This window comes from Duncaniella freteri, from assembly GCF_004766125.1.
In the GTDB taxonomy this organism is placed as follows: Bacteria; Bacteroidota; Bacteroidia; order Bacteroidales; family Muribaculaceae; genus Duncaniella; species Duncaniella freteri.
The window spans coordinates 341,481-361,197 of record NZ_SJSA01000002.1 but is presented as its reverse complement, the minus strand read 5'-3'; the positions used below and the strand labels follow the sequence as shown (position 1 = coordinate 361,197).

Genomic DNA, 19,717 nt, shown 5'->3' with positions numbered 1-19,717 from the left:
TAATGTAATCCACAATGCGCAGCAATATTGCAGCATTTTTGCAACACTTTTTAACCTTTAATATTTCAGTATATCACACCAATTTGCTACCTTTGCACACGCAAAGCAGAAAGCAATGCAAGGAGTGATGCTCGAGTGGCTGAAGAGGCACGCCTGGAAAGCGTGTATACGCCAAAAGCGTATCGCGAGTTCGAATCTCGCTCACTCCGCTTAAATAAGCCTTGGAAATCTGATGATTTTCAAGGCTTATTTCTTTATTCATTTCAAAATATAGGCGAACTGACTCAATATTTTGCATCATATAAGATACAAATAGAGATATGTTCAACATAAAGTGGAGAGAGGACACTGACTGGTAAGCTGTTTATATCTGCCTTATGGCTCAGGATTATTGCTCCGAGGGAGATATCGTAGAGTGTGCTTTTTATTAATCACCAATAATGGGAGATATAAAATTATACAGATTAACGACATTAGCAATCCACCCATCGTGCCTATTGCCAAAGGATACCAAAAAGACTCCTTTGTTTCACCTATAATAAATGGGATGAAACCAAGTATTGTCGAAAGCACTGTAAGAAGTATGGGGACGATCTTGATGCGGAATGCCTTGATGTATATTTTGCAACGGTCAACAGTCGGAAATTTCCGACATTGCGAATTATACTCATTAAGGATATATATCGCAGCGTTTACAGTGATGCCGGCAAGAAGTATGAAAGAAGCAAAACCTCCTTGGTCAAAATTTAACTTAAACAGATAGAACACAGCAAACACTCCGATAAAAGACATCGGAATTATAAATATTATCGCAAACGGCTGTCGCAAAGAATTGAACAGTATCGAAGCTGTAAAAAAGATTATTGCCACTACGAGAAGCAGAAGCCAATATTTTCCGCTTTCATCCTTATCCCTCCATTGCAGTCTTTCACTCTCAGCCCTATAACCTACAGGCATAAGGGCATTTATGGTCTCAAGATCTCTTTCAAGCACTTTATTGCCTTGCATGCCTGAACCTATATACTCGTATTGCAGACACATGATATATTCCTGATTCGTTTTCACTATATCCTGCGGAGCATTTCGTTTCTCTATCCTGCCGATATCCGAAAGTTTGAATGTCTTTCCTCCGATAGTGAAAGGCTGCTGCATGAGTGCGAAGATATCATATGTATCAGACTTCAATGAATATAGATTGATGCGTTGAGCACTGCGGTCGACAACGATCTGACCGCAGTTAATTTCACGCCCGAACGTAGGTTCGATCGCTCGGAACAGCTGAGAAGCATTGATCCCATATTTGGCAAGTCGGTCACGGTCAATGGCAAGATGAAACTCGGTGTAGTCATCTTTCCAGTGAGAGAACTCCGAAGCAACGGTAACTTCCTTTATACGACGGTGAGTCAGAAGAGTGTCGCGCATACGATAAGCCCAATCCGAAAGTTCATCGTAATTATATCCTGTAAGCTTCACGCGATAGCTCCCGGCATTCTCTCTCACATCATTACTGAAGCCCTGATCCTGAAGCCCATAAACGTTCCATGAGCCTCCGCCAAGAGTAAGAGCCTTCGATATGACATCACCCTTGAGCCGATAGGGAAAACCGCTGTGCTGACTTTGTTTGTCAAAATACACTGAAATAGAAGCCCGACGAGGACCTGAAACCGAGGTCTGGAACTGACGCACTTCCGAGAAGCCTCTCAAATACATCTCCATCTTCCTGACAAGCGCGTCCATCTGCTCGACTGTAGCTCCATTGGGCAGAGTTGCATTAATATACAGCACCGGTTCCCCTGTATCACGATCCCAATATGAGCCATTGTAGACCTTTTCCACAAACAAACGGAGAGTCCCTCCCAATACGACATCGGTGACAGGCTTGATTTTCTCCTTGTATACCGAACTTCCGAATACAGCATTATAACGTTCCACCCATCTACTATCCCCTTCTATCTTTTCAGGAATAATGAATACAGGCAATCCAAAAGACAGTATCATAATTACAATGAAAGCAACCCTGAATCTTACGACAGAATTTACGATATTTGCATAGATGCGAGAGAGGAACAATGACAAACGCCGACGCAAATTCCGGAATCCCTGTTCTTCTATCCTGCGCCGGACTCCAAGCCTGTCAACCAATGCCGGAACAAGGAAAAGAGCCACCGCAAGCGAAACAACAAGATTTATTATCACAACCGTAACAAAATCCTCAAGACTGAGCCTTGTCCTCTCATCCATGAAATATACCACTGAAAGTGCTCCGATAGTGGTCAGGGTTGCAGCAAGTATGGCAGTGAACACCCCGAGATCACGCCGACGAGTGTAATGATCGGTCATGACAATAAGATTATCTATTATGAGATTGAGTGATATGGTGATACCAGCGAGAGAATACAGCTGAATCTCAATACCAGTCAGATAATAGAACACCGCAGCCACAGCAAGATTCATTGCAAGCCCGATTGTTATAAGCAATACATAACGAATATTCAGCGATATCAATCCTACAAACAGCAGCAATATGACAACTGTGAGTCCCGAGCGAAAATATATTTTGTCAAGCTCTTCACGGATATTTTCTGTGGCATCATAGGCAGAATCTATCATATACCCCTGCGGCATAGACTTCTCAAAAAGGCTGACTGTTTCCTTTATTCGATCCGACAGTGCAAGCTGATTGGCATCCTCCTCTGAAGTAATGTTGACATATATCGAGTTGAGTCCGTTTATACGGAAATGGTGCTTAGCACGTGCTTCAATGTGAGACACCACAACAAGCTTATCAAGACTGACTACCTCGCCAGAATTCATCAGGATTGATATTTCAGATGGGACAAAAGCTTCGGGATTGCCTCCTGACTTCAGAGACAGACGCATCCACTCCTCTCGCTCTTTACCTCCTGAAATCTTTGCCATGCCAAGAAACTCACTGCCATAGTGCTCGGATATGGCTTTTCTCAGATCAGCAGCAGTAAGACCGAGCGACGACAACCTGTCGATATCATATCTCAATTGCCATTCCATCGGTTGCGCCCCGCTAAGTTCCACTTTATACACCCCCGGTATACGAGACAGCAGAGGCTTAAGATTCTCCTCCCCATAGGCCTGTATTTCAGACGGATTTGAAGGAGCATTGAGCGTAAATGTCATGAACGGACGAGAACTCTCCTTCTCGACGGATCGAGGAGAAATCGACGGATATGTGACCCCATCAGGCATATCACCCCATGCCTGGCGCACAAGAGCCGACACTTCAAACCTTACCATGTCAAGATCAGCATGACGGTCAAGGTCTATTGACACCCTTCCGCCACCGTTATACGATTTGGAATTGATCGACTTCACTCCACTGACACGAGCCAATATGGATTCAAGGCGCGACGTGACCTCAGCCTCAACTGTCCTCGCAGAATTGTTTGGCATCGAGAAGCTGACTGTCAGTGACGGTAAATTTCGCGAAGGGGCAAGCTTCACCGGAAGGAGCGGCACAAGAGCGCATCCGACCAATGAAATTGCAATGAAAGCAACAATTATGGTAAATGAACTTGCCTTCATTCTCAATTCTCTATTTTCAAGTCAAATTCATCAGAAAGCGATCTGCCGGTTTCGAAATCGTGAAGAGTAAGCCTGCGAATCTTATAATGACTGAGCCAAAAATTCTGTAATGCCGAGATATAATTTTTTGAAGCCTCCTGCCTACGATTGAGAGATAGAGTAATCGAATTGATGTCAGCCTTACCTATTATGAATCGCTGCTGGGTCTGGGCATACGCCATGTCAGCAAGGTCAAGAGCTTCGGACGCAGAAGCTATCAGTCTTTGGCGCACATCATAGTCACTTACTGTCATTATTATATCCTCTTCAACTGACAGTTCATCCTGGCGGGCAGCAATACGCGATACATTGAGATTGTTACGAGCCATATTCACTCTGCCTTTTCTCACCCCCCAATCTATTATCGGGACCGAAATTGACACCGATACAAGATCCTGGCGCAATGGCGAACGGTATGCGCCGGACAAATCGTCGGCAACCTGATTGAACCCGACAGAGGCATTCACAGAGGCATTGAAGCGAGATTCCACTTTTGCCTTGTTCAAATCACGCTCACCCTCCAATATCGCCTGCCTGTGGCCAAGAAGAGTCGGGTTATTCCCTTTTGCCATAGCAAGAGCCATATCGACCGGAATGTCGACAGTCATCGGTCTGCCAGGCATCACTATCTCGATCTCGGTGTTCTTATCCATACCAAGAAACGAAGCAAGAGAAAACATCGCCCGCTTCAAAGCTATACGACAATTTTCAAGTGTATTTCGGGCGTTCACTTTGTCAAGTTCAAGCGTAAGAAGATCGGCTCGTGAAATCGAAGCAATCCTGAAGCGTCGCTGACCGATGACATACATAGTGTCGCATGACGCCACATTCTCTTCAGCAAGTCGATATTCAGCCTGTGCAAGGGCAAGAGCGAAGAAATAGGTAACCGCCTGTTCGCTGACACTTTCCATGTTATACAGCAACTCCTTTTTAGCTTTCTCATAACGCAGAGGCTCGATTTTTCGCTCCCATTTGAACGGATTGAATCCGAGTAGGCTCTGACGATATCCGATTCTGACCGGGATAGATGAATACTGCGTGTATTTGTTCTCTCCGAAATTGCGCAGATACTCAATATCAGTCTCCATATAGAAGGTTCCTCCGAGAAGGTCAAAATTCTGCTCCACCTCAAGCCCCCGGACGCACGAAACATCTGCTGCTCACGGAACACATCGATATTATGTTCCGAGTCATAGCGTTGTGTCATATACCTGTTGTAACTTGCAGGCATAAGCGACAGCGAGAGGCTCGGCAACCGTCCGGCTCGATAGCTCACATACTGCCAATAGCTCGACTGGTACATGTTGCGGTACCTAAACGCCATTAAAGAAGAATCATTGGCAAGTTCGATTGTCCGCTCCAATGACAGTGTGACTGAAAACGCAGCCGAAGGGATGAGAAAAGATATGAGAAAAAAAAGAAGTTTACTTGCTTTCATGTTTACGATAGATTGACCAGTAGAACAACGGTATGATAAATATGCTGACAAGTGTTCCCACCACCATAGAGCCTATCATGGCTATGGCAAGGGGACGCTGAAGCTCCGAACCCATATCGGAAGTGAAAAGGACCGGCAACATGGCGAATATTGTGGTCAGCGATGTCATGATTATTGCTCTGAGGCGTCGACGTCCGGCAGTATGTATTGCCTCGACAAGAGGCATGCCGTCTTTTCGCAATTCATTGATCGCATCAAGTTTCAGAATGGAATCGTTCACAACAATGCCACAAGTGACAATTATGCCTATCGCCGACATGAGATTGAGTGTCTGTCCGAAAATCATGAGTGCCAGCAGGGCAAAAGCCGTATCCACCGGTATTTCAAGCAGCACAATCAGCGGCTGAAGAAAACTCTCGAACTGGGCACAAAGAATAAAATACATCAGCATAACCGACACAAGGAGTATCACGGTCAGCTCATTCATCATTTTTGCATTTGAGAAGAAACTTCCTTCAAAATCCACATCATAATTCCCGTCATCATACGCAACCTCCCTGACCTTTTGCATCACCTCATTCTCATGACCGGCGACATTTAACCCGACAGGGACATATTCACCGGCACTTCCTGCGGTTATTGTCTTTAGATCACGACTGCTCTCGGTTGTGAGAAGGCTCCTCAACGGAATGTCCGTACTGACACCATTCCTATCAGCCCTTGATCGGACAAAGCTTCCCGCAAGCACATCATTGATCGACATTTCACTCCCCACAATCTCAATAGGGATATATTCGTTATAAGACCTCAGAGTAGAGACGGAATTGCCCTTAAACGCTGTTCGCAGTACACGCTGAACCTCGGAATATTCCACATTGTAAAGGGCAAGCCTTTCACGGTCAATAATTATATCGATCTGCTCACGCAGAGGCACCGGTGTCATGGATATGCCTGTCGAATGCGACATGGATTGATGCAACGACAGCAGATCGCCGATATCGTATTTACCGCCACCCGCAGAATGTATCCTGACTTCTATATCGGCTTCATCAGAAGAAAATATCTTTTCAAATATATTTTCGGTTTTGGAGAATGAGAATGTCGCATTGGGATATTGATTATGCAGCCTGTCAGACACTCGCTCTTGAAGCGGAGCAATACTGTCGGATGAATCGGTAAGGAAATACAATTCCGCCTCAGCCGATGAAAAATCCAAGTCGGAAGCAAGCAGGAAATCCTGAGGTCCGATATAGGCGGAATTCATCACTGCCGACGAATCCTTTAACAGCCCTACCCTACGGCGATTCTCATCAAGGCTGATATTTTCGTTCCAGTCGATCCTTACAAGAGTCTCATTGCTGTCTATCTCCGGCATACGTTCATGGCGCATGAACATAAACAGGAGTACACAAATAGGAATCATCAGCATAGTCAGTATCATCAATACCCACTTATGACGAAAACAAAGATCTATACCTCGGTCATAAAGCCTAAGATATCCGGCTGATTCATTTTCCACTCTTTTACGGACAGTTGTTTTCTTGGAAAAAATATGGTACAGTACAGGCAACAGCGTGATTCCTACCACATAGCTTGAAGCTAATCCAGCCGTGATTGAAAAAGCCTGGTCAGAAAATATTGCTCCCGCAATCCCACTCATGAACACAAGCGGGACAAACACCGCGACAGTCGTCAACGATGAGGACAACATGGGTGTTATCATCTCGTTCGTACCACTGACACACGCCTGCATCAGAGATGCCCCACGATGGCGATATTGAGTTATATTCTCAGTCACTATGACCGAATTATCAATCATCATACCCACTGCAAGAATAAGTCCTGACATGGATATAATATTTATCGATACATGGAACAGATAGAACAACAGGAACGTGAGAATAACTCCCACTATGATGCTCAGCCCTATAATGAATGATGACCGCACTCCCCCCATGAATAAAGCACAGACAAAGAATACAAGGATCAGACCGAGGATGAGATTCTGCTCAAGGTTAGAGATAGTGAAATCAAGCAGTTCTGTCTGACTTCTTGTCTGAGAGAATTCAATATCCGGATAGCGAGACGAGAAGTAGCCGAGAGCCGAGTCGAGAGCCTTCTTCATGGCGTCCATGCTCTCCTCGCTATGCTTTATGATGGCGAGTGTCACTGCGCGTTTGCCATTATGCACTGAGTATCCGTCAGGTGTACGAGCCATGAGCTGCACATCAGCAAAATCTCCGAGATCGAACATCCTGTCACTTTTGCGGATCTTTATTTTCCTGATATCCGAAGCAGAACGCAACAGATTGGCAACATGTATATTGTATTCATAATATCCGTCACGGACTGTCATTGAGCCCGGCTCGACATTGTTTGCCGTCAGTGCCGACTCCAGCTCCTCAACAGATATACCAGCCTGGGTCAATTTGTCAAGATCAGGTGTCACACGCAGCATTCTTCCCGGCACTCCTGTCATATCGACCATAGCAACCTCGGGGAGCTGTTCAAGCCTGCGTCGGACAATATTCTCAGCCACAGTGGCAACATCCATGAAATCCTCATCCCTATCTGTGCGAGATGTCATCTGAATATACAGCACAGGGATATCGGTAGCACTTGCCTTCACCGCTTTAGGACGGCTTACAGACCTTGGCAATAAGTTCATTGCTCCGTCAATCTTCTCATTGACCTCGATGAACGCAAGATCAGTGTTGACACCATAGTCCATGGTCAGATATATGACAGCAGATCCATCACGAGTCTCGCTCTTTATCTCGCTGAGACCGCCTACCTGCATGAGCTGCCTGCGCAGAGGGGTGACTACCGTATTTTCAAGCTCACGTGCCGACACATTCTCCTCGGACACCTGAACTGTGATATGAGGTATAGCAATGTCAGGCAAAAGCGAGACCGGCAAAGTAACATATGTCACACACCCGAGTATCACCAAAGCAAGAAACGCCATGATGACCGCAATACGGTGATTAAGCAAATACCTTACCATAAAGATTTCAGTTTACTACCTTTACAGGAGCTTCGTGGGCGAGATTGACGTTGCCCGACGTGATCACTGTCATCCCTGACGTGAGCCCATCAGTGACAGTGTATTCATTGAGATTCTCAAGACCTGTGGTAACATAGTTCCACATAGCCTTGTTGCCATCAAGGGTAAACACCACCTGCCTGCCGGAACGAAGCACAACTGAGCTTTTAGGCACAACAAGAGCTTCACCCACCTGACGCATCACACTGACACGCACATTCATACCGTCAATAAGTCCGTTGCCGCCATTGACCGATGCCCACACTTTGACCATTCCGTTTTCATCGACCATGGGATTTATCTCCGTGATGCGCCCTGAATGACTGCGGGTATCCGAAAAAGGAGCTACGGATACATTGTCGCCAGGCTTCACCATAGGCAATTCGCTTTCAAGCACCGAAAACTCCACGTCCATGCCACTATCGTTGATGATGCGGCATATGGGAGTTGATGATGACATATTATGAGGCTTAGCCGACAGATTGGCGATCACTCCACTCACTGGAGCCACCAAAGTGGCATCCTGAAGATCTTTCTGGGTTGCGGCGAGAGTGAGTTCAGCCTGCTGAAGACCACTACGCAGACGAGCGAGCCTCATGACCTCATCGGGAACTTTTTCAGAGAGTTCCGGATCATAGCCTTGTCCGATGAGCACATCCTGCATCTCCAATCGGGCGGAAGCTACGGCATGACGATCTTTTTCGAGCTGATTGGCAAGCTTGTAGGTGTCAAGTGTAGCAATGCGCTGCCCCTTTGCAACACGCTGTCCGTTTTTCACAAAGATTTCCGATATGAGACCAGGTGACTGAAAATTCACATCAACCTTTTCGCGAGCAGTCAAGCGACCGTTACTCACAATCTCGTGATTAAATACCGAAAGCTTCAGTTGGATTACAGTCACTTCCGCCACTTTGTCGACAACAGTATCAGTAGTGATCTCATCAGAAATCCTACTGTCCGTTTCCTTCATCGAGGAACCGCTACAAGAACCCAGCAGACAAAGGAGTGAAAATGTGATAAAAGGTTTGGTCATGTGCTTGCTGTATGGTTTATTAAATTTCAAATAATCATTGCAAATGTAATCAAAAAGATGAATTTATGTAGCAAAAATCATGTATTATATTTATGTTTTTAAGCATAACATTTACGTTGGATATAGTATTTATAATATTCCGCTGTAAAAATAGACTGATTTTCACATTTATGATTATACTGAGCTGGTCGAAATAAGTTTGGCATATGACTAATTAATAATAGTAAATATACGTCTGTGATCGTGGGATTTCCAAAGGATTCCGGCAGTTCCGACTATAAATTTCTCAGGAATGAGTCCGAAATAACGTGAGTCCTTTGAATCTATCACATGGTCTCCGGCTGCAAAACAGTAGTTTTCAGTAAAAGTATAGCTTTTTAGCGGCTTCCCATCAAGGACGGCAACAGAATCGAGCCACATTAATTTGCTTTTTGATTCCCATTCTATGTATTTACGGTAAAGAATACAGTTTTTTCTATCAAGATTTACTATAGTACCTTTGCCAGGTATCAGTATGGGACCCATATCGCGAACACTCCAATTAAACAAGGTGTCATATGGCGCACATCTCATCCACCATTGATATTCAGTGTTATGCTTTAAGAAATAATCTATGTGATTTTGCAACTGCTTCTGTTCGGATGCCACACCTATTGTATCAGCATGTCCTTTCACATGATAAAAACAATTACGTATTTCCAACGAATCTCCTGCAACAGCTATGGCTCTCTTACAATAATACATGCGTAGATTCATAGCTATGCTATCCTCTGTTTTATCCTGATACGGATAGTTGAACACTATCACATCCCCTCTCTCCAATTGCCCATATCCCGGGAGACGTTTAATCGTATATGGTTTACCTTCCACAGCATCAACAATATTGAATATACGTGCACCGAGTTTCCATTTATTAACCAAGCCACTTTCGTCCGGAAGAAGAGTCGGAGACATTGAACCGGACGGCGTATGAAACGAGCAGGCTGTGGTAATCTGTATAAACCAATACAGGATAAAGACTACAGCTGACACCGTTATCGCTGTCAGGATAAAATTAATGATTTTGACTATAATTCTTTTATTATTCATTCAAAACAGAGTGGGGTCGATTTCCATACAATGATTCCAATATATTACGAGCTTCAGTACGCATCTCATCAATTGCCGGAGATGGAATTTTCTCCTTTGTTTCAATGACTATCGACAATTCCCTCATCAGTGCATCATGATTATGATATGCCGAGTCATTATATAACTGCATTAACAGATAATGCGGGTATATACGGTTGGGGCACCGATGGGTTGAGCGCGTGAAATAATGCTCTGCACTATCAGGCATTCCCAACGAGCAATAATTTTTACCTATGACATTCAGTATCATAGGGTCGCCTGAGTAGCCAACGAGTTCCAACAGGCATTCATTCGACTCCTTATAGTTATACGAGCGATGCAACAAAAGCCCTTCAGCAAACCGTGAGCCAACATCCACTGTAGAATTATACGTAAGGAAAAGAGCACACAATGATAATGTCACAATTGATCCGCAAATCCTTACAATGGGATATGCTGACGACCACCACGCCCCTAACATTATCATAGTTATAGTGATTACAAATATCGCGAATTGAAACGGATAGGATGCAAACATCACCACTGCTGCGGATATAGCACAACCGGCAATGCCACGAGACTTATTATTTAAAGCCACATTTATGCCCCCCAACATCACACCGACAACACAAAAAGCTGCTATCGGTCCGAAAGCTATAGCTATCTGAAGATACTCATTGAAAACAAACATTGGCGCATCAGCCACAAGTCTTTCATCGTCAGTACCCTCTCCTGATGCAAAATATTGCTCCTGAGCATTACCGTAACATCCGGCGACATGCTCCCAACCTACACCGTTCACCGGCACATCAGCTACCGCCGTCATTGCAATCTTCCACATCAGGAACCTACCTTTAGCAGAATCTTTTTTTACACATATGGCACCAGCTGCAATCATTGTGATAATTACCAAAATTATCACAAGCCGTTTCGGTGTCCGATGATAAATCGCGGAAATATTGTCCCATGTCGCGCACACGCCTCCTATGGCACCGGCTATCAATGCCGTACGGCTTAATGAAGCCGGGATGAGTATGGCGCATGCAGCCACCATACTCATCCCGAGTGTTTTTTGAAGCTTATTACCAGCGTGTATCGATACATTCAATGCCAATGGCATAACTATAGCAAGAAAACAGGCATAAGGTCCCGGGTTATAGAAACTGCCGGAAAAGGCATATCTGAAATGACCGCTTGAGACTATTCCAAACAGTTGCAATAATCCCCATGCTGCCTCGAATAGACCTACCAAAAGGATCACGAGGACTAATAACCGATGTGCCTTTTCATTAAATACCTGTATTGTCTGTCCCATAGTTATCTCATGATGACTCCATAACGCTGATTTGGTCCAATAATCAACGATGCAACTCAGATGATTTCCGACAGCGACAGTTCTCCAAACTGCATTTCGTCGTCAAATCCTATCAGCAAACGTCCCTTTGCAGGACTATATGACATATTAATGATTTTTCGTCCGAGGTCAAGAGTCTTTATATAATCCCCCTTTTTGTCGAACACTACAATATATGGGCCGAAATACTCTTTGCCTGTAGTATCTCCAGAATAAGAACACAACAGATAATCACCTGCAAATACAGCCCCGGTAAAATATGTAGCATCACGGTTGACATCAGAAGAATAAAGAGGCCCCTCAAATCGATTTATCACATTGCCATCAAAATCATATATAATCACAAGGTCCTGTGTGCTGCATGCCTCTGCCACCATATTCGTCTCAGGTGAAACAGCAAACATCGAACGATTCTCATAGCATTTGAGAGCCGGATCGCCAAAAGGAACAACTGTTCCGCTGTCAAGATTGTAACGACACAATGACTGAACAAAGCCCTTGGTCTTGCCTGGCGAGATGTGACGGGCAAAACCAAGACTGTCATTTATATGAACATATCTGTCGGGGAAAGCTTTAGCCGTGGTAAAACGCAGCTTCACATACGGACGATATTCAGGATCAGACACCACACTGTCGATATTGAATGCCATAACACGTTGCTGTCCATAATCGAACACATACGCCTCACCTTTATCGTGATCAAATGCGAACTGCCCAGCCCTGGCAATCTCATCAGGTCCCTGCCCGAATTTACCGAAGCTTTTGATGTGCCTGTCCGTAAAGGCATCAAACATGTGGATAATAGAATCCGTTGACGTATGATCCAATACGAACAACAATGAATCGGTAGTATGTATCGTCGAACTCCTTCCGATCAGCACATCTTCAGTCTTAAACTCCTTAACAAGTTCCTTACAGGAATCAGCATCAGCCATATAATCGCGCATCCCACAGGAATTAAGCGATATGGCAAGCACAAAGGACATGCCGATAAACAAATTACACTTCATGGCTATTCAATTTCTCCGTTTATCTCAAAATAGGATGGCTTGGTCACACCTTTGGTATATACATTAAGTCCGCATGAGAACGGACCTTTCTCTTGCGGCACTGTCAGTTCTATACCGAGAGCCACCACCATTCCGGCAATCACAGAGTCACGCGAAATCGCGGGTCTACAGTACGGTAACGTAGCCTCAATATGATCAATGGATATTGCAAACGTATCTATATTCTGCATAGAGAAAAACAGTGCTGTATCGCTACCTGCTCTCAGACGGCCTTTATCGACAATTGACGACACGATCATTGTTTTGGGAGGCACAACTCTCACAAGCCGTACAGTGTCACGAGCCGAATCAGTAGGCTCATTACTTTTTGCAGAGTGGGCACATGATAGCATCATAAGCCCCGCCACAATTGAAATAACATACAATAAACTCTTCATTACCCAATATAATTTATTTTCAGTGTTTGAAATGATGGAAAAACAGTACTTGTGACGACTCCTCGGTCAGACCTTTTGATGAAAATTCAGTCGTTCCCAATGACCGCTCTATTGAGAGGACATTGAATGATTCCATAAGCGAAACATAGTTCCCGTCATAAATCAAAACAGCAGGAGTGCGGAGATATGGGAAATCCTCAAACGACTCAAGTCCGATCCTCAAGGTCTTTCCATCCTGGTCCTGCCGGGACATATCAAATTTGTAGACATATGGGAAATATCCGAGTTTGAAGAACACGGACAAGGTCTGATAGACCTGGCTGCCACTTACATATGCAATACCTGGATACTTTATGACAGGCTTGTTGCTCGTCTCCTCAAATAGCTTGGTATATGGCAGGTCACGGTCAAAATCCGAAAGCTGCATGGGGGTATTGAAGTTATAACGCCACACCGTCTTTATTCCGTCTCCTTTTCTCAGGCTATAGACACTATTATCGAACTGCCGCACCACAAGGATGTCATCGGCGGTGTCGCTGATGAACGGACGGAATTGAGCCGGAGTGAAACTTTCATTCCTGTCGAACGGCATACAAGACTCCACTGACTCCTTTTTGTCCTTGTCATAGAATGAGAATTCATATCCGGAGTTATTGGAGGTTTCCGAGGCGAGCCAGAACCCACCATCTGTGGGACAGAATGCCGTATAATAGTCAGCAAGAGGATATGACTCCACAAAGGTGCCGTCAGGCTCATAAACATAGATCTTCTTTGTCTGGCAGCTCAAAAGATTTATGTTTCCGTCCACAAGGTGTATGTCGCTTATATCCATATACTCCTCCGGACCTTGACCAACATGCGAGAATACACTGACTATCTGACCGTCCCTCTTATACACATGAACATCGCCACGGCTACTTGCAACTATATGCTCTTCGTCAATGTCGATACGAGATATGGTCCCGAGAGGAGAGTCGGACGGGGTACGAAGAATCACATAGCTGTAGCTATCGAAGAAGTCCGACACTCCTGACAGATGGTCAATATCAACATTGACATCCCCTATCTCCTGAATGGAGCCAGAGGTCTGATTACATGAGACTGCGACAAGTCCCATAACAAACATTAGAAAAAATCCGTATGTTTTCATAGCCTTATATATTTGCATTAGTCGTATGAATCGGTATTATTCAGATTACTTCGCAAAAATAGTGACGACACGCACGAAAATACAAACTTTGACGTAACATATCTGTTCCATTTCGTAACATCCTATGCATTTGTCACCCTAAAATGAAAATCATCGCAAATAGCACGATGGAACAAACATATTATCCATTCATGGCAGTGTGATCTGCTTGAGTTTTTCAAAGTCATCAAACGCATCCCAATAGAATATCCTATGTCGGTTATCATCAAGAAATATCCTATTGAAATCGCTTTGTGGATCGTACTGAATTATCGGCGACAGAGACTTGTCATATACCTCTATCTTGAATTTCAAATTTTGACCTTCAAGATTAACCGGGAACGGCTGCGTCAACCGTTGCGGGAATCCATAATACTGAGCAACAATCCTGTCATCACCCATGGTAACGGATGTGTAATAAATAGTACGGTCAGCCTTCTTATCGTTATTTAAAGCATTTGTGTCGAGCAATTCCGGAGTTTCGATATTTATGCTGAAATCTTCTCCAATCTTTCCGAGGATAAGACGTGGCCAGTATCGCAAAGCAATAACTATATCCTCTCCGCGACATGCGAAATGAAACCCGCCAATATCTTTGAGATCGTCCTGTGAACAATCCGTCATTATTTCCGAAACGCAGAACCTATCCACGATTCGTTGTGACTTTGTGTTGTAAGTCAACAACTCGCGGCCAAGCGTACTGAAGATGATTATCGAATCATTGACCCAATATGTCTCTTGTAATGGCCCCATGTTAGGCAACTCTAAAAATGTGTCGTCAAGTAAGTCTGCTGCATTAGGGTTCAGAATATATGTCAGATGTCTATAATTTGCCTGGTCAATCAGATCAAGCGTATCTCCCCTGGCATTTTTCATGACATCCAAAGCCACTGTCTCAGCCGGACCTTGTCCTCGTTTTGCAAAATCATACTTAAAACCAAAGGTGTCAGCATCATACACATATATCTGATTCCCTGACGACTTCTCTTCATGCAGGATACATATGTAATTGTCAGTGGTAATTATATCCAAAGGCTTCAACACTTCATTTACAGTCAGCTCCTCAATTTTAGGAGATTCTGCAGCTAATGCAAATTTATTTTCAACACGTTTATCATGACTGCAACCTGTCTCAATCAACAGTATCGACGAGATTACTGAAAAATATATAATTCTTTTCATGGTCAAATTAAATTAGCGAATTATTGATATTAGAACATTTCACAGACTGACACTTCAACGAAGTTTATAATGGACCATAATAGGATTGGACTCTTCATCAAGGTCTTTACCTAAATATATTCAAGACCATTGAAGCATCGTCGTATCCGATGAAATATCAAGCGCAAATATATGGACTCAACAATCGCATATACAAACTCAAATGTATCATATTTATATCCTACCGTAACATTTGCTGTCATTTTTCACAAAAATCCACAAAACAGTAAGAAAAATCATCAGATAGTATCCTCAGATGCCTGGAGGCTGGTTTAGCCAACTCGTATATTCCCATTGTGGAACATAAGTAAAATCAAGTTTGAATTGTAAATGTCAGGCATTACAATAATACACCTGTCAATCACTACGCTGTCAAATAGTCAAAGTGTCGATTTCTTTCTGTAACATATCCAGGAAACATGCGGCATGCGCGCCATCCATCTGAGTGTGATGGAACTGGAATGAAATGGTCAAAGTGGTCCTAAACCACCTCCTGCGATATCTGCCCCATATCAAAAACGGATTATTAAATATTCCGCTGTACATGCCTACAGCTCCGTCAATATCGAAACTCGCCAATACAGATGTTCCGACCACCATACTATCCGTAATATCATGGTTAGAGCATGACTCAGCAACCTGACCGGTAAGACGAAGATAATCATCGTTGAACACCAATAAATGGCTGGAAAAAGGTATATCACATGAGCTGACCTCTCCCCTTCTGTTTGCCACAATGGTATTCACCGCAATACTGTCATACTGAATCAGCTTACCATCAACCGGAAGCATATAAAATTCTTTCACCTGACTTGCCGCCTTGCCGATACACCAGACCATCAGCATATTGAACTTCAATCCGCGTCGCCGGCTAATGCGTACGAGACGAGACACATCAAGCGTCTTGAAAAACGTGACAATCGGCATCGGAGCCTTCATCCACATATCGAAAGCATAGGCACGAGTAGTGTCACAGGGATTTACCTCTCTCACAACATTCTTTTTTGCCGCAAAATTAAGGCATAATCTTCATACCAAATAGAAGAAAAGAGACATTCAGCATGACATCACACAGGTTGAGTGAACAGGTCAGAGTAAGGGGAACACTCATCCCTCAATCTCCCGGGCGTACATCCTGTGAACATCTTAAACTCACGGATGAAATGTGACTGATCGGCATAACCGGTATCATATGCTATGCCTGTATTATCCTGACCATTCTGCATAAGCCACAATGACTTTTGAAAGCGGACAATACGAGAATACTCTTTAGGCATCATCCCCACACAGTTACTGAAAACACGCTCAAACTGCTTCTTGCCGAGACATGATATACCCGCAAGCTCTGTTATTGGTGTTGACGGAAATGCAATCATTCTTTTCACCACAGAACCGATACGCGAAAATTTAGTGGAGTGGATGTCTCTTAGCCTCATGAGCAACCAGCGTTCAATCAATCTCACACATCTGCCACTATCCCCGCAGTCCAATACACGTGAAGCAAGTTCGTTCAGACTCCTGTCATTGATATCATACCCTGAAATCTCACAGTTATAGAACGATATTGGCGGTGTGCTTATAAAAGCTCCGACAGCATGTGGATGAAACACAGTCACAATCATCTCTGTATCCCCATCGGAACGAATATGAGCGGGAAAATTGACCTGCCCGCTGATGGTAAAGACATCCTGCCGAGTATCAAGTTCAGGAATAAACAGAGGGGACTGTCTATGAAATATAATCTGAGGACAGCCAATGGGAAAAGTAAGGGTACTGAACCGATCATGACTCTTCAGCACCCAATAATATCGCACATAAGGCTGCAACAACTCGCAAGGACGAAAGAAAACTATATCTGTCTCCCCCATATACCCTATTCATTGGCATTGGCATTTTCATTCTCTTTTCTCAAATCCTCAAGGATTTTTCCATTGTAAGAGAAATATTTTGATCCTTGATATGCTCCTGAAGAATTACGCATGTCATCAGGCATGAATGTGCCGACAAACGGAGACAATTTATATATCCGTCCTTCATATTCTATGGAATCATCCGTTGCTATTTTCACTACCAGACCGGATGGAACAAATGTTATTGATTCTCCGATCTTTATGTTGCACATGCTGAATTTAAAACGAGAACGTTTGACCTCTCTTTTGACAGGAGTCACAACACTCTCACCCAATATCGGCTTATTCTCCTTATACAAAATGACCTCGGCATCATCAATAGTCATCGCAATATCTCTGAATATGTCAAGAGCTACCTGGGGAGCGACATTAAAAAACTCCCTGTTCTGGCGTATACGAAGATCCGTCAACCGGTCAATGGTTTTGTGCACCAATTTCTCAACTTCATTATACTTGCATGTCTTAATCGCAGCAAATATCTCAAAAGGCAACGGCACAGCAGTGTTGTCAAGTTCTTTCGACCTTATATCCACAGGGCGAGCACTCTTTCCGATCTTAACCCAATCCTCTTTAAAGCTTGGATTAGTCAATATGTATACATATCCTTGTTCAGAAATTTTCATAGTAAATCTTCGTCATATTGCAAAAGTACAGATAAAATTCAACAAATTCAATTTTCTGCCATCGAATTAACTATTTCAGAATCTTGCTTGTCTGTTTCCCTCATGCCAAAGTCAATGCTTGCGGATTTGATAAGTGAATAGATCGAACCGGGTAAAGCCGAGAGCCTCAATAACAGCCCGACTCGATATGCGATCGGCATCATTATTGTATCCTGGAATCAGCGGAAGCCTCACCACACAATCCATCTGCCTGGCTTGGTCCGCTATAAGTTTCAGATTATCCACAACTCGCACATTGTCACGCCCAGTATAGTCACAATAAACAGCAGGATTAATATCCTTGACATCAATAATCAGAGTGTCCACTATCGGGAGCAAGGATTTAATATTCTCAGAGGGAACATTGAGCGATGTTTCAAGATTGATTCTCCAATCACAGCCACACTGTTCGCGGAAACGACCGATGAAATCGGGACGCAGACACGGCTCCCCACCTCCAAAAGTAACACCTCCATTTGTGGCAAGGAAATAAAGCTCATCAATACGAGTCTCGGCATAAAGTTCTTCCGGTGAATATTCCCTGAACCTGCTGCCATCACCGATCGAATGGGGATTGAGGCAATACCGACAACTGAGCGGACATCCATGAAAAGCCACAAGCGTAGTCACTCCATCGCCGTCCGTCGAAAGACGATGCCTGGATATGCCTATTATCTTTGCCTTTTCATTTTTCATAGGTCATTATTAATATGTCAGTACGCAAATTTACAAATAACAAATTGATTATAACCCTCATTTTTCTAAAAAAATATAACATCTTATAATCTGATACCATATTTCAGAATATGTTCATCAATCATACTTTTAGGGACAAATGTAACCAACGCTTCAACAATGCTGTTGAGCATACGCTCCCTTATAAAATCTGCCCTTACATATATCGAGACTCTTCGCTGCGACAAATAATCTCCTTCGATACGACGGACATTGATACGCTGCACATCAGTCAGCATAGGCAAATGCATCTCCGGAATTATGGTGAAGCCTCCGTTTTCATCCACTATACGTATAAGCGTCTCGATACTTCCAGCCTCATAAATACGCCTTCCGACACCTCTGGCTTTACAAAAACTGAAAGCACTGTCACGCAGACATTGAGATTCTTTCATTATCCACATCTGCTCATGTTCAAGATTTTCAGGCTTAAATACCGGCAACTTGCGCCAGCAACTCTCAGAGATGTACACCCAAAAAGGCTCCGTATACAACGGTATCTCCAATATGCCCTCCTCTGCCTGACCGCTAATGGCGATACCCAGATCAAGCTGACCTATATGCAGGGCTCTTATCATCGTTTCAGCTTTCATTTCTACTATGGACAATGTGACATGTGGAAACATTTTCGTATATGTCTTTATGAAACGAGGCAGGATATATGGTGCTATTGTCGGACCTGCCGACAAATTAAGCATACCAGTCACCAGTCCTTTCTCCTCTGTCACCAATTCCACGATACGTTCCGCCTCATTCACAATCCTCTCCGCCTGTCGCAAAATTTTGGATCCGATAGCTGTCGGACTTACATTCTTATTGGAACGGTCGAATATCCTGACATCCAGCTCACTCTCAAGTTTCTGAAGAAGAGAGCTAAGCGTAGGCTGTGTAATGCCCGATTCGGCTGCGGCTCGGGCAAAATTCCTATGGCGGTCAATTGATATAATATATTTAAGCTGTTGGAGTGTCATCCTG

General features: G+C 43.8%; 14 protein-coding genes, 1 tRNA gene and 1 pseudogene. 1 reads left to right on the top strand and 15 read right to left on the bottom strand.

What is annotated here, in order from left to right; all coding sequences use genetic code 11:
* Positions 1 to 121: 121 nt before the first annotated feature.
* Positions 122 to 209, top strand: a tRNA-Ser gene (locus tag EZ315_RS11535).
* 166 nt (positions 210 to 375) lie between these two features.
* Here EZ315_RS11535 and EZ315_RS11530 read toward each other — a convergent pair.
* From EZ315_RS11530 to EZ315_RS11460, 15 genes and pseudogenes are all read right to left on the bottom strand, one after another.
* Positions 376 to 3,558, bottom strand: coding sequence for an efflux RND transporter permease subunit (locus EZ315_RS11530; protein ID WP_135472216.1), 3,183 nt, complete (start codon positions 3,556 to 3,558; stop codon positions 376 to 378).
* A gap of 2 nt (positions 3,559 to 3,560) precedes the next feature.
* Positions 3,561 to 5,035: pseudogene (locus EZ315_RS11525) on the bottom strand (TolC family protein).
* Entirely contained in the window at positions 5,022 to 8,042 is a 3,021-nt protein-coding gene (locus tag EZ315_RS11520; RefSeq protein WP_135472215.1) for an efflux RND transporter permease subunit, read from the bottom strand. The pseudogene EZ315_RS11525 and the gene EZ315_RS11520 overlap by 14 nt, the downstream one beginning before the upstream one ends.
* A gap of 7 nt (positions 8,043 to 8,049) precedes the next feature.
* A complete protein-coding gene (locus tag EZ315_RS11515; protein ID WP_135472214.1) occupies positions 8,050 to 9,114 on the bottom strand; it encodes an efflux RND transporter periplasmic adaptor subunit in 1,065 nt (354 codons plus the stop codon).
* Positions 9,115 to 9,324: 210 nt separating this feature from the next.
* Positions 9,325 to 10,203: a signal peptidase I gene (gene lepB, locus EZ315_RS11510; protein ID WP_135472213.1), complete on the bottom strand. Its 879-nt coding sequence runs from the start codon at positions 10,201 to 10,203 to the stop codon at positions 9,325 to 9,327.
* Positions 10,196 to 11,539 carry an O-antigen ligase family protein gene (locus EZ315_RS11505; RefSeq protein WP_135472212.1) on the bottom strand — a complete coding sequence of 448 codons (1,344 nt, stop codon included), beginning with the start codon at positions 11,537 to 11,539 and terminating at the stop codon, positions 10,196 to 10,198. Before EZ315_RS11505 ends, lepB begins: the two co-directional genes overlap by 8 nt.
* A 56-nt stretch (positions 11,540 to 11,595) precedes the next feature.
* Positions 11,596 to 12,588 carry a BF3164 family lipoprotein gene (locus EZ315_RS11500; protein WP_135472211.1) on the bottom strand — a complete coding sequence of 331 codons (993 nt, stop codon included), beginning with the start codon at positions 12,586 to 12,588 and terminating at the stop codon, positions 11,596 to 11,598.
* A 2-nt stretch (positions 12,589 to 12,590) separates the two neighbouring features.
* Positions 12,591 to 12,983, bottom strand: coding sequence for a hypothetical protein (locus tag EZ315_RS11495; protein ID WP_207104620.1), 393 nt, complete (start codon positions 12,981 to 12,983; stop codon positions 12,591 to 12,593).
* Positions 12,984 to 13,044: 61 nt separating this feature from the next.
* Positions 13,045 to 14,175, bottom strand: coding sequence for a 6-bladed beta-propeller (locus tag EZ315_RS11490; protein WP_170957535.1), 1,131 nt, complete (start codon positions 14,173 to 14,175; stop codon positions 13,045 to 13,047).
* A 189-nt stretch (positions 14,176 to 14,364) separates the two neighbouring features.
* Positions 14,365 to 15,396 carry a hypothetical protein gene (locus EZ315_RS11485; RefSeq protein WP_135472208.1) on the bottom strand — a complete coding sequence of 344 codons (1,032 nt, stop codon included), beginning with the start codon at positions 15,394 to 15,396 and terminating at the stop codon, positions 14,365 to 14,367.
* 411 nt (positions 15,397 to 15,807) lie between these two features.
* Complete coding sequence (locus EZ315_RS11480; protein ID WP_135472207.1) at positions 15,808 to 16,428, bottom strand: CatA-like O-acetyltransferase, family 2; 621 nt, start codon at positions 16,426 to 16,428, stop codon at positions 15,808 to 15,810.
* A gap of 74 nt (positions 16,429 to 16,502) precedes the next feature.
* A complete protein-coding gene (locus EZ315_RS11475; RefSeq protein WP_135472206.1) occupies positions 16,503 to 17,303 on the bottom strand; it encodes a helix-turn-helix domain-containing protein in 801 nt (266 codons plus the stop codon).
* A gap of 5 nt (positions 17,304 to 17,308) precedes the next feature.
* Positions 17,309 to 17,968, bottom strand: coding sequence for a GIY-YIG nuclease family protein (locus EZ315_RS11470; RefSeq protein WP_135472205.1), 660 nt, complete (start codon positions 17,966 to 17,968; stop codon positions 17,309 to 17,311).
* Between the two features lie 111 nt (positions 17,969 to 18,079).
* Positions 18,080 to 18,703, bottom strand: a complete 624-nt coding sequence (locus EZ315_RS11465) for a radical SAM protein (RefSeq protein ID WP_135472204.1) — start codon at positions 18,701 to 18,703, stop codon at positions 18,080 to 18,082.
* A gap of 83 nt (positions 18,704 to 18,786) precedes the next feature.
* Entirely contained in the window at positions 18,787 to 19,713 is a 927-nt protein-coding gene (locus EZ315_RS11460; RefSeq protein ID WP_135472203.1) for a LysR family transcriptional regulator, read from the bottom strand.
* Positions 19,714 to 19,717: the final 4 nt, after the last annotated feature.

What these genes read in the sequence shown, in the direction of transcription:
- EZ315_RS11530 (WP_135472216.1), bottom strand. Translation starts at nt 3,558, where the DNA reads ATGAAGGCAAGTTCATTTACCATAATTGTTGCTTTCATTGCAATTTCA.
- EZ315_RS11520 (WP_135472215.1), bottom strand. Translation starts at nt 8,042, where the DNA reads ATGGTAAGGTATTTGCTTAATCACCGTATTGCGGTCATCATGGCGTTT.
- EZ315_RS11515 (WP_135472214.1), bottom strand. Translation starts at nt 9,114, where the DNA reads ATGACCAAACCTTTTATCACATTTTCACTCCTTTGTCTGCTGGGTTCT.
- lepB (WP_135472213.1), bottom strand. Translation starts at nt 10,203, where the DNA reads ATGAATAATAAAAGAATTATAGTCAAAATCATTAATTTTATCCTGACA.
- EZ315_RS11505 (WP_135472212.1), bottom strand. Translation starts at nt 11,539, where the DNA reads ATGGGACAGACAATACAGGTATTTAATGAAAAGGCACATCGGTTATTA.
- EZ315_RS11500 (WP_135472211.1), bottom strand. Translation starts at nt 12,588, where the DNA reads ATGAAGTGTAATTTGTTTATCGGCATGTCCTTTGTGCTTGCCATATCG.
- EZ315_RS11495 (WP_207104620.1), bottom strand. Translation starts at nt 12,983, where the DNA reads ATGATGCTATCATGTGCCCACTCTGCAAAAAGTAATGAGCCTACTGAT.
- EZ315_RS11490 (WP_170957535.1), bottom strand. Translation starts at nt 14,175, where the DNA reads ATGAAAACATACGGATTTTTTCTAATGTTTGTTATGGGACTTGTCGCA.
- EZ315_RS11485 (WP_135472208.1), bottom strand. Translation starts at nt 15,396, where the DNA reads ATGAAAAGAATTATATATTTTTCAGTAATCTCGTCGATACTGTTGATT.
- EZ315_RS11475 (WP_135472206.1), bottom strand. Translation starts at nt 17,303, where the DNA reads ATGGGGGAGACAGATATAGTTTTCTTTCGTCCTTGCGAGTTGTTGCAG.
- EZ315_RS11470 (WP_135472205.1), bottom strand. Translation starts at nt 17,968, where the DNA reads ATGAAAATTTCTGAACAAGGATATGTATACATATTGACTAATCCAAGC.
- EZ315_RS11465 (WP_135472204.1), bottom strand. Translation starts at nt 18,703, where the DNA reads ATGAAAAATGAAAAGGCAAAGATAATAGGCATATCCAGGCATCGTCTT.
- EZ315_RS11460 (WP_135472203.1), bottom strand. Translation starts at nt 19,713, where the DNA reads ATGACACTCCAACAGCTTAAATATATTATATCAATTGACCGCCATAGG.